The sequence below is a fragment of the Streptomyces sp. NPDC001502 genome, assembly GCF_042894785.1.
GTDB lineage: Bacteria > Actinomycetota > Actinomycetes > Streptomycetales > Streptomycetaceae > Streptomyces > Streptomyces kutzneri.
In genome coordinates, this window is record NZ_JBIAVW010000022.1 from 138028 (window position 1) to 149614 (window position 11587).

13 protein-coding genes and 3 tRNA genes are annotated in these 11587 nt (G+C 71.5%); 11 read left to right on the forward strand and 5 right to left on the reverse strand.

All coding sequences use genetic code 11. From position 1 onward, the window contains the following. The first annotated feature begins 61 nt into the window (after positions 1–61). The 3 genes from htpX to ACFY0D_RS31645 all read left to right on the forward strand — a co-directional run bounded on the left by htpX (position 62) and on the right by ACFY0D_RS31645 (position 1969). Positions 62–925: a zinc metalloprotease HtpX gene (gene htpX, locus ACFY0D_RS31635; protein WP_390801406.1), complete on the forward strand. Its 864-nt coding sequence runs from the start codon at positions 62–64 to the stop codon at positions 923–925. Next, positions 922–1314 (forward strand): YccF domain-containing protein, encoded by a 393-nt coding sequence (locus ACFY0D_RS31640; protein ID WP_390801390.1) that lies wholly within the window; start codon positions 922–924, stop codon positions 1312–1314. Before htpX ends, ACFY0D_RS31640 begins: the two co-directional genes overlap by 4 nt. 121 nt (positions 1315–1435) lie before the next feature. Continuing rightward, positions 1436–1969 carry an SMI1/KNR4 family protein gene (locus ACFY0D_RS31645; RefSeq protein ID WP_390801391.1) on the forward strand — a complete coding sequence of 178 codons (534 nt, stop codon included), beginning with the start codon at positions 1436–1438 and terminating at the stop codon, positions 1967–1969. Here ACFY0D_RS31645 and ACFY0D_RS31650 read toward each other — a convergent pair. The 3 genes from ACFY0D_RS31650 to ACFY0D_RS31660 form a co-directional block, all read right to left on the reverse strand. Next, positions 1953–3188, reverse strand: coding sequence for an APC family permease (locus tag ACFY0D_RS31650; RefSeq protein ID WP_390801392.1), 1236 nt, complete (start codon positions 3186–3188; stop codon positions 1953–1955). The two genes, ACFY0D_RS31645 and ACFY0D_RS31650, sit on opposite strands and share 17 nt — an antisense overlap. A gap of 18 nt (positions 3189–3206) precedes the next feature. Continuing rightward, positions 3207–4634 carry a SulP family inorganic anion transporter gene (locus tag ACFY0D_RS31655; protein WP_390801393.1) on the reverse strand — a complete coding sequence of 476 codons (1428 nt, stop codon included), beginning with the start codon at positions 4632–4634 and terminating at the stop codon, positions 3207–3209. A 194-nt stretch (positions 4635–4828) separates the two neighbouring features. Continuing rightward, the gene (locus tag ACFY0D_RS31660) at positions 4829–5317 is read right to left on the reverse strand and encodes a YajQ family cyclic di-GMP-binding protein (protein ID WP_243333311.1); all 489 of its coding nucleotides are present in this window, start codon (positions 5315–5317) and stop codon (positions 4829–4831) included. A 200-nt stretch (positions 5318–5517) separates the two neighbouring features. Between ACFY0D_RS31660 and ACFY0D_RS31665 the strand changes: the two genes are divergently transcribed. From ACFY0D_RS31665 to ACFY0D_RS31675, 3 genes are all read left to right on the forward strand, one after another. Next, positions 5518–5599: transfer RNA gene (locus ACFY0D_RS31665), tRNA-Tyr, on the forward strand. A gap of 273 nt (positions 5600–5872) precedes the next feature. Beyond that, on the forward strand, positions 5873–6871 hold the full coding sequence (locus tag ACFY0D_RS31670) for a hypothetical protein (protein WP_390801394.1): 999 nt from the start codon (positions 5873–5875) through the stop codon (positions 6869–6871). Positions 6872–7004: 133 nt separating this feature from the next. Further along, positions 7005–7445, forward strand: a complete 441-nt coding sequence (locus ACFY0D_RS31675) for a DUF3574 domain-containing protein (RefSeq protein WP_390801395.1) — start codon at positions 7005–7007, stop codon at positions 7443–7445. 18 nt (positions 7446–7463) lie between these two features. On the opposite strand, the gene ACFY0D_RS31680 is transcribed toward ACFY0D_RS31675, so the two are convergent. Together ACFY0D_RS31680 and ACFY0D_RS31685 are read right to left on the reverse strand one after the other, a co-directional pair. After that, positions 7464–8120, reverse strand: a complete 657-nt coding sequence (locus ACFY0D_RS31680; protein WP_390801396.1) for an SDR family oxidoreductase — start codon at positions 8118–8120, stop codon at positions 7464–7466. Between the two features lie 53 nt (positions 8121–8173). Continuing rightward, positions 8174–9442: an amidohydrolase family protein gene (locus ACFY0D_RS31685; protein WP_390801397.1), complete on the reverse strand. Its 1269-nt coding sequence runs from the start codon at positions 9440–9442 to the stop codon at positions 8174–8176. Between the two features lie 343 nt (positions 9443–9785). Between ACFY0D_RS31685 and ACFY0D_RS31690 the strand changes: the two genes are divergently transcribed. The 5 genes from ACFY0D_RS31690 (at position 9786) to ACFY0D_RS31710 (ending at position 11252) form a co-directional block, all read left to right on the forward strand. Then, a tRNA-Thr gene (locus ACFY0D_RS31690) sits at positions 9786–9858 on the forward strand. A gap of 48 nt (positions 9859–9906) precedes the next feature. After that, positions 9907–9979 (forward strand) — tRNA-Met (locus ACFY0D_RS31695). An 88-nt stretch (positions 9980–10067) separates the two neighbouring features. Continuing rightward, on the forward strand, positions 10068–10232 hold the full coding sequence (gene rpmG / locus ACFY0D_RS31700) for a 50S ribosomal protein L33 (RefSeq protein WP_003956487.1): 165 nt from the start codon (positions 10068–10070) through the stop codon (positions 10230–10232). A gap of 137 nt (positions 10233–10369) precedes the next feature. Continuing rightward, positions 10370–10822, forward strand: a complete 453-nt coding sequence (locus ACFY0D_RS31705; protein WP_189733406.1) for a MaoC family dehydratase N-terminal domain-containing protein — start codon at positions 10370–10372, stop codon at positions 10820–10822. A 1-nt stretch (position 10823) separates the two neighbouring features. Continuing rightward, positions 10824–11252 carry a MaoC family dehydratase gene (locus ACFY0D_RS31710; protein WP_351162437.1) on the forward strand — a complete coding sequence of 143 codons (429 nt, stop codon included), beginning with the start codon at positions 10824–10826 and terminating at the stop codon, positions 11250–11252. The last annotated feature ends 335 nt before the right edge of the window (positions 11253–11587 follow it).

Genomic DNA, 11587 nt, shown 5'->3' on the forward strand with positions numbered 1-11587 from the left:
TGGACCGTAGACCCTCAAATCAATGACGGGCTCCCCTGCCGCACCACTTGGAGGGCGTACCGTGCACCGCCGGCACAACGGGCTGAAGACCGCCGTACTCCTCGGCGGGCTGTCCGCACTCATCATCCTCATCGGAAGCTTCTTCGGACGGGGCGGCCTGATCATCGCCGTCCTCGTCGCCCTCGGGACGAACGCCTACGCGTACTGGAACAGCGACAAGCTGGCTCTACGCGCGATGCGCGCCCGCCCCGTGAGCGAGTTCGAGGCTCCTCAGCTCTACCGCATGGTGCGCGAGCTCTCCACGTCCGCGCGCCAGCCCATGCCACGCCTGTACATCTCACCCACCGAGGCCCCCAACGCGTTCGCCACCGGCCGCAACCCGCGCAACGCCGCGGTCTGCTGCACCGAGGGCATCCTGCGCATCCTCGACGAGCGCGAGTTGCGCGGGGTCATCGGCCACGAGCTCAGCCACGTCTACAACCGCGACATCCTGATCTCCTCGGTGGCCGGCGCCCTCGCCTCGGTGATCATGTTCCTGGTCAACTTCGCCTGGCTGATCCCGATCGGCCGGTCGAACGACGAGGAGGGCCCCGGTCTCCTCGGCATGCTGCTGATCATGATCCTGGGCCCCCTGGCCGCCTCCGTGATCCAGCTCGCCATCAGCCGCTCGCGCGAGTACGAGGCCGACGCCTCGGGCGCCCAGCTCACCGGGGACCCGCTCGCCCTGGCCAGCGCCCTGCGCAAGCTCGACGCGGGCACCAAACAGCTCCCGCTGCCCCCGGAACCCCGGCTGGAGGCGGCGAGCCACATGATGATCGCCAACCCGTTCCGTCCGGGCGCGGGCCTTTCTAAGATGTTCTCCACACACCCTCCGATGGCCGAGCGCATCGCCCGGCTCGAACAGATGGCAGGCCGCCGCCAATGAAGACAATCCTCAACATCATTTGGCTCATCCTCAGCGGCATCTGGCTGTTCCTGGGCTACCTCCTGGCGGGCGTGCTGCTCTGCATCACCATCATCGGTATCCCGTTCGGCATCGCCGCCTTCCGCATCGCCGTCTACGCCCTCTGGCCCTTCGGCTACACCACGGTCGAGCGCCGCGACGCGGGCGCCCCGTCCTGCATCGGCAACGTCCTGTGGCTGGTCCTGGCGGGCTGGTGGCTGGCCCTCGGCCACATCGTCACGGGCATCGCCCTCTGCGTCACGATCATCGGCATCCCGTTCGGCATCGCCAACTTCAAGATGGTCCCGCTCTCCCTGCTCCCGCTGGGCCGCGAGATCGTCCCGACGGACGCGCCGTTCGCCTCGCGCTGACACGGCCGCCGGCGTCGTGGACGCCGATACGCACCCCGCCCGCAAGCCGACCGGATCGGCCTGCGGGCGGAGTTGTCCACAGGCCCGGGCGGCTGTCGGTGGGGTGCGTCACCATGAAGGCATGAACGAGACCGAGCAGTTGCTGGAGCAAGTCACGGACCGCGTGCGCAACTCCGCACGCAGGTACGAGCGGCACGGAAGGACCCTGCCGGGGCCGCTGGGCACAGGGGAGGTCACCCGCGCCGAAGGCATACTCGGCTTCGCCCTGCCGCCCCTGCTCGCCTCGCTCTACACGCGCGTAGGCGACGGCGGATTCGGCCCCGGTCAGGGGCTGCTGCCGCTGCGTCAGGCCGTCCTCGCGTACGGGGAACAACGGTCTTCCGGGTGGCGCTGGCCCGAAGGCGTACTGCCCATGGCCGACTTCGGCTGCGGAATGGACGTCTGCGTGGACTGCCGGTCCGACACCGCCCAGGTCCTGCTGTTCGACCCGAATCCGGGGAAGCCCGAGCTCGCCTGGTACATCGACTCCCCGAGCCTGGCCGGCTGGCTGCGCGGCTGGCTCGACGGCACCGCCTGGTACTGCGACGAGTCGCCGGCGGGAGAGGAGTACGACCTGGAGCCGACACCCTGGGACGGATTCAGATCCCGGATCTGAGCCGCGCCCGCACCCCGTAGACCAGTACGCCCACCGCCAGCACCGCCGCCCCCCAGATCACCGACGACAGGGGCAGCGCACACGCCAGCACCACACAGCCGGACAGCCCGGCCACTGCCACGGCACGATCCTTGACAGCTGAATCGAGAGTCCAGGCGGAGGCGTTCGCGATCGCGTAGTAGGCGAGCACTCCGAAGGAGGAGAAACCGATCGCGCCCCGCAGATCGGCGGTGGCCGCCAGCACCGCCACGACCGCACCCACTGCCAGCTCCGCATGGTGCGGCACCTGATGCCGGGGATGTACGGCCGCCAGCGCGCGCGGCAGATGGCCGTCCCGGGCCATCGCCAGGACGGTCCGCGAAACCCCGAGCACGAGGGCCAGCAACGAGCCCAGCGCGGCCAGAGCCGCGCCCACCCGGACCACCGGGGCCAGTCCGGGCCGCCCGGCCGCCCGCACCGCGTCGGCCAGCGGGGCCGGCGACTGCGCCAGCCCCTCCGCGCCGAGCACCGACAGCGCCGCCACCGCCACCGCGGCGTACACCAGCAGCGCGATCCCCAGCGCGATCGGCACCGCCCGCGGGATCGTCCGCTGCGGGTCGCGCACCTCCTCACCCAGGGTGGTGATCCGGGCGTAGCCCGCGAAGGCGAAGAACAGCAGACCCGCACCCTGCAACAGCCCGAAGACACCCCGGCCGGATCCGCCCAGCCGCCCCGGGTCGGCCGCCCCGGAAGACAGGCACACCACGACCACCCCGGCCAGCACCGCCAGCACCGCCGCCACGATCAGCCGCGCGATGCGGGCCGACTTCTGCACACCGCCGTAGCTCGCGGCGGTCAGCGCCACCACCGCCGCGACGGCCACGGCATGCTGCCGCCCGGGCCACAGGTACGCCCCCACCGTGAGGGCCATGGCCGCGCAGGACGCGGTCTTGCCGATCACGAATCCCCAGCCGGCCAGATATCCCCAGAAGGGCCCGAGCCGCTCGCGCCCGTAGACGTACGTGCCGCCGGAGGCCGGGTACCGGGCGGCCAGCCGCGCCGAGGAGTGCGCGTTGCAGTAGGCCACGAGACCCGCCACGCCCAGAGCGGCGAGCAGTGCGCCTCCCGCCGCCTGCGCCGCGGGAGCCAGGGCGGCGAAGATACCGGCGCCCACCATCGCGCCGAGTCCGACGACGACGGCGTCGGACACCCCCAGGGTGCGCTTCAACTGGTGTTCCACGGGCGGAGGGTAACCCCGCTAGATGACGCCCTCCCGGCCGGGCAGTGGCGCCCGCGTGCGCTCCCAGCCCTCCAGAGCGGTCAGACAGGCGTGGTCCAGGTGGCGCAGCCCGCTCAGATCCAGCCGCACCGGATGCCCGTGCGGCAGCGCGTCCAGGGCGTCGAGCAGCTTGGGAAGCCGCAGGAAGCTGGCGTTCCCCAGGACCTGCACGCACAGCTCCTCGTCCTCCCACACCTCCTCGATGTGCACGTGGGAGGTCTCCCAGGCCGCCTTGGCGACGGCGAGCCCCAGCCCGATCAGCACCCCCTCGAAGAGATTGGTGACCACGATCGCCGAGGCCGTGACCACCAGTACCACCGCCTCGCCCCGGTGCGTCCGCCACAACGCGGCCACCGCCCTGGCCGGCAGCAGCTTCCAGCCCGCGTGCAGCAGCACCCCGGCCAGCGCTGCCAGCGGCACACTCTCCAGAAGCCGGGGGAACGCCACGGCGAAGAGCAGCAGCCAGCCACCGTGCAGCACCCTGGCCGCGCGGGTCCGCGCCCCGGCCTCCACATTGGCGGCGCTGCGCACGATGACCGCGGTCATCGGCAGCGCGCCGAGCAGCCCGCACACGCTGTTGCCCACGCCCTGGGCGATGAGTTCCTTGTCGTACTCCGTCCTCGGCCCGTCGTGCATGCGGTCCACGGCCGCAGCGCTGAACAGCGTCTCGGCGGAGGCGATCAGCGCCAGCGCGACCACGGTCCCGGCGGCGCCGACCGAGGCCAGGACCCCGAAGTCGCCCCAGTCGGGCGGAGACACGGCCTCCAGCACACCCGTCACCCGTACCTTCTCGACGGGCAGCCGCAGCAGGACGGCCGCGGCGGTGGCGGCGGCCACTCCGACGAGCGCCCCCGGCACGATCCGCAGCCGGGCGGGCACCCGGCGCCAGGCGACCATGGCGGCGATCGTCCCGACCCCGAGCAGCACGGCGGCCAAGTCGGCCTGCGCCCCGAGCTCGTGCACCCCGCGCAGCTTCGCCAGGGTCTGCCCCGGGGCCTCCACACCGCCCAGGGCGTACAGCTGCCCGGAGATCAGCACCAGCCCGATCCCGGCCAGCATCCCGTGCACGACGGCGACGGAGATCGCCCGGAACCACCGTCCGAGCCGCAGCATCCCCATGCCCAGCTGCACCACCCCGGCGGCCAGCACCAGCACCCCGAGCGCGGGCAGACCGTAGGCCTGCACCGCCTCGTAGACGAGCACGGTGAGTCCGGCCGCGGGCCCGCTCACCTGGAGGGAGCTCCCGCGGAACCACCCGGTGACGAGCCCGCCGACCACCCCGGTGACGATCCCCAGCTCGGCCGGCACTCCGGAGGCGACCGCCACCCCGACGCACAGGGGTAGAGCGACCAGCGCGACGACCACGGACGCCCCGAAGTCATCACGAAACGTGCCGGCCCCAGGCATGCGAGAACCCCCTGCCACGCGGTGATGTGATGACATCCAGCGTGGTGGGCGCACTCATCGCGTCCCAAGTGCCCACAGGAGTCCGCGGTGGCGCGTGCGCCGCACACGCCCCGCACACACCCCCTTCGCGACGGCCGCGGCCCGGCGGTCGGTGAAGACCGCCGGGCCGGCGTGGGGCAGGTCGCGGAACAGGGTCAGCGGTAGTTCACGAACTGGATCGCGAAGTCCAGGTCCTTGCCCTTGAGCAGCGCCTGGACCTCCTGGAGGTCGTCACGGCTCTTGGAGCTGACGCGCAGCTCCTCGCCCTGGACCTGGGCCTTGACGCCCTTGGGACCCTCGTCCCGGATGATCTTCGCGACCTTCTTGGCGTTCTCCTGGGAGATGCCCTCCTCGATCGTGGCGAAGATCTTGTACTCCTTGCCGGACAGCTGCGGCTCACCGGCGTCCAGCGCCTTCAGCGAGATCCCGCGCTTGACCAGCTTGGTCTCGAAGACGTCGAGGACGGCCTTCACGCGCTCCTCGGAGTTCGCCTCCATCAGGATCTTCTCGCCGGACCAGGCGATGGTGGCGCCGGTGCCCTTGAAGTCGTAACGCTGCGAGAGCTCCTTGGCGGACTGGTTGAGGGCGTTGTCGACCTCCTGCCGCTCGACCTTCGAGACGATGTCGAAACTGGAGTCGGCCATGTGCTGTGGCTCCTTGAAGTCGGTTGTGATCACCCCGGAGGGCGCGGCCGGACATGCCCGGCCCGCTCGGCAAAGCCTAGCCACCGCGCCCACCCGCAGCGCTGATCAATCCGGTGGTGAAGCACCCCCGGTCATCAGGTATCGTTTACGTCGTTGCCAGGGAGCGCCGCCGCGAGGCGGAAAAAATGGCAGCAAATCTTGGCGGTGTGCCCGAGTGGCCAAAGGGAGCAGACTGTAAATCTGCCGGCTCAGCCTACCCAGGTTCGAACCCTGGCGCCGCCACGCGAGTGGAACCCCCGTTCATCTGTGGAATCACAGTGAGCGGGGGTTCTTTCGTTACCGGGCGACCACGCCTGCGACCGCGGCCCGGACACGGGGCGGGACCGCTCCTCGAAATTGCTCCGGTCAGATGAACTACTCACCTGACTGGGCCACAGCCCCGGCCCTGCCAGCGCCACGGCGAGGCCGTGGCCAGGTCGGATGGGCGGCGCGTGACGCACGCACCCCTCCCATCGCATCCCGCGGCAGCCCTCGGCGCCGGCGGGTAAGGAAGCCATGAACCTGAACCATCAGTCGGCGACGATTCAACGGCCCCGGGGGCGTTCCCGGGTTCTGCTCGCCTCCATCGCCGCTGCCGCGGCCCTCACCGGCCAGTTGATCGCGTTGGCTCCGGCCGCATCTGCGGACGGGCCCAAGCCGGCGGGCCACCAGAACACGAAGCCCGTCGACAGCAAGAAGCACGCGCTGTCGGAGCACGACAAGCACAAGAAGCACGCCCCCCAGGTCATCCACGGCCTGCGTCAGTTCACCTCGGACAACACCTTCACCCCGCCGCCGGGCGTCACGTCGGTGTTCGTCCAGGCATGGGGCGCCGGCGGTGGCGGCGGCGGTGGCGGCGGCTCCGCGCGCAACAACGGTGGCGGCGGTGGCAACCCGAATAACCCGAACAACCCGAACAACCCGAACAACCCGAACAACCCGAACAACCCGGCCACCGGGGCCGATGGTGCCGCGGACGCGGACGCGGACGGTGCCGCCGCCGCGCGCAACAACACCGGTGGCCACGGCGGTGGCGGCGGTGGCGGCGGCTTCACCTGGTGCGTCATCCCGGTCACCCCCCTGGCCGACTACGGAGTGGACGTCGGCACCGGAGGCGCCAACGGCCTCGGCGGCGCACCGGGTGCCAACGGCACCGCCGGCGCCGCGGGCACCACCACGTCGCTGACCGTGGCGTCGACCAACACCGTGCTCCTCACCGCCACCGGTGGCACCGGCGGCGGAGGCGGCGGCGCCGCGGACCGCGGTCCCGGCGAGCCCGGCACCCCCGGCCTGGGCGGCAGCGGAACGTGCTCCTCGGGCGGCGTCAACCACAACGGTGACCCGGGCAACGCCGACGGCACCGGCGGCGGCACCGCGGACGGCATCGTCCAGCTCCCGGACGGCACGGCCGTGGGCGGTGACGGCGGCCGCGGCGGCGGCACCAACCGGGCCATCGGCAACTCCGGCTCCCGCGGCAAGGACGGCGGCGACGGCTACGTAGTCATCTACTGGTAGCCGCACCTCCGCACCACAGCACCGACAGGAAGCCCGTCCCGCCCCCCACCACGGACGGGCGGGCTTCCCGCCGTCGCCCGACGACGCACCGACCACGGCCGCAACGTCGGCGGCTCCTGTTCGTTCACCAGGGGTGAAATGGACATCTGACACACGCGGGAAGGTCGGCGGCGGGGTGCTCATGGCCCTGCTCGGCGCAGGGATTCCCGCTCTGGTGGGAGCGGCCCTCCACACGGACGTGGGGGAGCCCCACCAGGAGACCCGGCTGTACTTCGGCACCCAGCGGGCCGACGGCCGGGACCCGGTCGAGGAACGCGAGTTCATGCGGTTCCTGGACCTGGAGATCACCCCCGCCTTCCCCGAGGGGCTGACCCTCCACGACGGGTACGGCCAGTGGCGCGGCCAGGACGGCAAGATCGTCCGCGAGACCTCGTACGAGGTGGTCCTGCTCTACCCGGAGAAGGAGGCCGAGGACCGCAGCACGCGCATCGAGCGGATCCGGCAGGCGTACGAGGACCGGTACCAGCAGGACTCCGTCGGCCGGTCCGACGACAAGGTCAGCGCCGGTTTCTGAACGGTCTGGGCGTCGGCCTCAGTTGCCCGCCACGTCCTTCACGGCCACCTGTACCGGCGTCGAGCCGGAGACCAGCTCCAGGGTCAGGCCCGCCGTCGCCGGGGTCTCGATCAGCTCGGCCAGCACTGCCGCCACGTCGTCGCGCGGGACGGCCCCGCGGCCCGTCTGCGCCTCCAGACGGACCAGGCCCGTCCCGGCATCGTCGATCAGCGAACCAGGGCGCAGGACGGTCCACTCCAGGCCCAGCCGGGTCCGTACGTGGTCATCGGCCTCGCCCTTGGCCCGCAGGTAGGCGTCGAAGACCTCATCACCCCCGTGATGTGCGTCCGCGCCCATCGAAGAGACCATCAGGAAGCGCCGTACGCGGGCCCGTTCGGCGGCATCGGAGAACAGCACCGCCGCGCCCCGGTCCACGGTGTCCTTCCGCCCGATCCCGCTGCCGGGGCCCGCACCGGCCGCGAACACCGCCACGTCCGCGCCGTGCAGAATCCCCGCCACATGCTCCACCGAGGCCGATTCCAGATCGCAGAGCACCGGCTCGGCGCCCGCCTGCCTCAGGTCGTCGCCCTGTGCCGGGTCACGGACGATGCCCGCGACCTCGTATCCGCGCGCGGCGAGCAGGCGCTCCAGCCGCAGCGCGATCTGACCGTGTCCACCCGCGATGACGATGCGCATGACCCGACCGTACGACGAGCCGGGCCCCGACGCCCGCGAGCGGACGCCGAACCTCAGGGCCCCGCCTCCGTACGGCCCTGCCGGGGCAGGTCCAGAGCCACCGCGACGGCGGAGTCGCAGTACTCCCGTACGGCACTCGTACGGGCTACCACGCGCCCGCGGTGGATCACGATCCGGCTGTAGGCGAGGGACAGCACGCCCGCGATCCGGTCCCCGCGTACGGCGAGCAGCTCCGCCGGGAAACCGGCCTCCACCCGGACCTCCGGCAGGCCCATGGCCTCGCGGGCGCATCCGCTGACGGACTCGTACGCCTCGGCCGCCCGGAGCCCTCCCTGGGAGGCGAGCAGGTACGCGGCCTCCAGGGGATCCCCGCGGCCGACGGGGTTCCCGGCGTCGCGCAGCGCCCCGCTGCCGGCCGCGACGCGCACACCGGCGGCCCGCAGCAGCCGCACGGGGGCGGTGCGCAGGCCGCGGCGTTCCAGGGCCGCGCAGTCGCCCTGAGGCAGACAGGTGACCCGTACGCCGGCCGCGGCCAGCTGGTCGGCGGCGCGGGCGGCCGCGTCCATCGGGAGCCGGGACAGCCCGCCGCAGGGGCCGATGGTCACTCCGGGGCGCAGCCCGCCGGCCATCGCCGCGAGCCGGGCGAGGCGGCCCGGGTCGTCACCGTCCGTGTGCAGATCCACGGGGCAGCCGTGCTCGGCGGCGAGTTCCAGGACGGCCTCAAGGAAGCCCGTCGGGTCCGGGTCCAGGTCCGGGCAGCCGCCGATCACGGAGGCGCCCATCTTGACCGCGTCCCGCAGCATGGCCAGCCCGTCCGCGCCGGCCACCCCGGTCAGCAGCCGGGGTACGGCCACGGCGGTGAGGTCGGCGAGCCCGCGCAGGGAGCGGCGGGCCTGGAGTACGGCTTCCATGGGGCCGAGGCCGTGCATGTCGCCGATGCGGACGTGGGAGCGGACCGCGGTGGCGCCGTGGCCGAGCTGGAGCAGGGCGGACTCGGTGGCCCGGCGCTGGACCTCGTCGGGAGCGTAGGAGACGGGCCCCTCGGCGTCGGCGGTCAGCGCCGTGTCCCCGTGGGCGTGCGGCTCGGCGGGGGCGGGGAGCAGCAAGTAGCCGGTCAGGTCCACCCGGGCCGGCGCGGGGGAGGGGAGGCTGCCCGCGGTGCCGACGGCCTGGATCCGGCCGCCGCCGAGGCGGACGTCGACGGTACGGCCGTCGGTGAGGCGCGCCCCCGCGAGCAGCAGGGTGGTGGCCTCGGCTGCGGCCGCGCTGCCGTTTCCGCCGAAGGGCGATGGGAACGGCTGCTGCGGCTGGCTGTCGGACATCGCGCTCCTGCGGTGGCTCGGGCGGTTCCTGGAGCCGTGGCCCGCGGCCCAAGATCACGCAGCGTGCTCAGAGCCTAGGGTGCGGCGCACCCTGCTTCGCGGAAGAGCGCAATAGTCGTACCGGTGTGGTGCCACGCGCCGGAGCGCACGCGCGTGCGCCGCGACGGGCGCCAGGGCTCCGACCGGTGGGCGCCGCAGTGTGAGCCCGCCCACAATCTGCCCGAGAAGTGGGTCGGAAGTGATCGGTGGGTTGATCGAGAGCGGCGCGTGAACCCCCTCGGAGCCCTGTCCCCGCAAAGGATTTGGGCGATCGGCAGGCAACCGTGTAATGTCTTCATCGCTCGCCCCAATAGCTCAGTCGGTAGAGCGTCTCCATGGTAAGGAGAAGGTCTGCGGTTCGATTCCGCATTGGGGCTCTGGTGAGAGAGGTTCCCCACCCTCGGGTGGGGAGCTGATCACATCAAAGCGGCGTAGCTCAGTCGGTAGAGCAAGCGGCTCATAATCGCTGTGTCACCGGTTCAAGTCCGGTCGCCGCTACACACAGTAGCCGATTGCGGGGTCGGTCTCCCGGTCGGCTACTCTTGTATGCGTTCATCCGTCCCAATTTCCGTCAAGGAGCACTCACGTGGCTGCCACCGACGTCCGCCCGAAGATCACGCTGGCCTGCGTGGAGTGCAAGGAGCGGAACTACATCACCAAGAAGAACCGGCGTAACAACCCGGACCGTCTTGAGATGAAGAAGCACTGCCCGCGCTGCAACTCGCACACCGCGCACCGCGAGACCCGCTGACCCTAGCGAAGTCTCGAATAACAGGCACCGTCATGAGGTCGTCCCCTTCATCGGGGGGCGGCCTTGTGTCGTTTCCGTGCCCGTTCCTGTCTTTCTTCTTGCGTCATTCATGTCCCTTCAACAGGAGGTAGTGAGTCATGGCTCTCGACCAGTCCTTCGTGGGGCGGAGCTACCCGCCCACCGATCCGTACGAGGTCGGCCGGGAGAAGATCCGCGAATTCGCGGCTGCGGTGGGTGACACCAATCCCGTCTACAGCGATCCCGAGGCCGCGAAGTCGTACGGCTACCCCGATGTGATCGCTCCGCCGACTTTCGTGTTTGCGATCACTTTCAAGGCCGCCGGCCAGGTCGTCGAAGACCCGCAGCTGGGACTGGACTACAGCCGCGTCGTGCACGGTGACCAGAAGTTCGCGTACTCCCGCCCGGTGCGTGCCGGTGACCGGCTGTCGGTCGTCTCCACCATCGAGTCCGTGAAGTCGCTCGCGGGCAATGACGTCATCGACATCCGCGGCGAGGTCCATGACGAGACCGGCGAGCATGTGGTGACGGCGTGGACGAAGCTCGTCTCCCGTGCCCCCGAGGAGGCCTGACATGGCAGCGCAGATCCAGTACTCCGACGTCGAGGTCGGCACCGAGCTGCCGGCGGCGTCCTTCCCCGTGACGCGCGCCACGCTCGTCCAGTACGCGGGCGCCTCGGGCGACTTCAACCCGATCCACTGGAACGAGAAGTTCGCCAAGGAGGTCGGACTGCCGGACGTGATCGCGCACGGCATGTTCACCATGGCCGAGGCGATCCGCGTGGTCACCGACTGGACCGGAGACCCGGGCGCGGTGGTCGAGTACGGCGTGCGCTTCACCAGGCCGGTCGTGGTCCCCAACGACGACCAGGGCGGGCTGATCGAGGTCACCGCGAAGGTCGCCGCGAAGCTGGACGACAACCGCGTGCGGGTCGACCTGACGGCCATGAGCGCGGGCCAGAAGGTCCTGGGCATGTCCCGCGCGGTGGTCGAACTGGCCTGAGCCGGCGAAGCGAAGCGGGCGGGGCGGGGGCGCCGGGGAGGCGCCTCCGCCCTTTTTGCTGGGTGGGGTGGGGTGGGGTGGGGGCTTCGCGGTGCGGGAGCCGGCGGGGCGGGGGCCGGCGGGGCTGGGGCCGGGAAGTACGGCGGGGGCTTCGGTGGTCGGGATCCGCTCGGGCGGGGTCAGGGATGGGTATGGGGGTTTCCCGTCAGTCCCATCGTCCCTCCGTGTCGGGCCGGTCCGTCAAGGGCGCTCCTTCGTCGCGTCGCTTCGCGATGTCGCTGCGCTCCACCCTTGACCGACCGTCCCGCCCCGGAGAAACGAAAGACTGCCGGGAA

Excerpts from the sequence above, each read along its gene's own strand:
- ACFY0D_RS31640 (WP_390801390.1), top strand. The coding sequence starts at position 922 with ATGAAGACAATCCTCAACATCATTTGGCTCATCCTCAGCGGCATCTGG.
- ACFY0D_RS31645 (WP_390801391.1), top strand. The coding sequence starts at position 1,436 with ATGAACGAGACCGAGCAGTTGCTGGAGCAAGTCACGGACCGCGTGCGC.
- ACFY0D_RS31655 (WP_390801393.1), bottom strand. The coding sequence starts at position 4,634 with ATGCCTGGGGCCGGCACGTTTCGTGATGACTTCGGGGCGTCCGTGGTC.
- ACFY0D_RS31660 (WP_243333311.1), bottom strand. The coding sequence starts at position 5,317 with ATGGCCGACTCCAGTTTCGACATCGTCTCGAAGGTCGAGCGGCAGGAG.
- ACFY0D_RS31670 (WP_390801394.1), top strand. The coding sequence starts at position 5,873 with ATGAACCTGAACCATCAGTCGGCGACGATTCAACGGCCCCGGGGGCGT.
- ACFY0D_RS31680 (WP_390801396.1), bottom strand. The coding sequence starts at position 8,120 with ATGCGCATCGTCATCGCGGGTGGACACGGTCAGATCGCGCTGCGGCTG.
- ACFY0D_RS31685 (WP_390801397.1), bottom strand. The coding sequence starts at position 9,442 with ATGTCCGACAGCCAGCCGCAGCAGCCGTTCCCATCGCCCTTCGGCGGA.
- ACFY0D_RS31705 (WP_189733406.1), top strand. The coding sequence starts at position 10,370 with ATGGCTCTCGACCAGTCCTTCGTGGGGCGGAGCTACCCGCCCACCGAT.
- ACFY0D_RS31710 (WP_351162437.1), top strand. The coding sequence starts at position 10,824 with ATGGCAGCGCAGATCCAGTACTCCGACGTCGAGGTCGGCACCGAGCTG.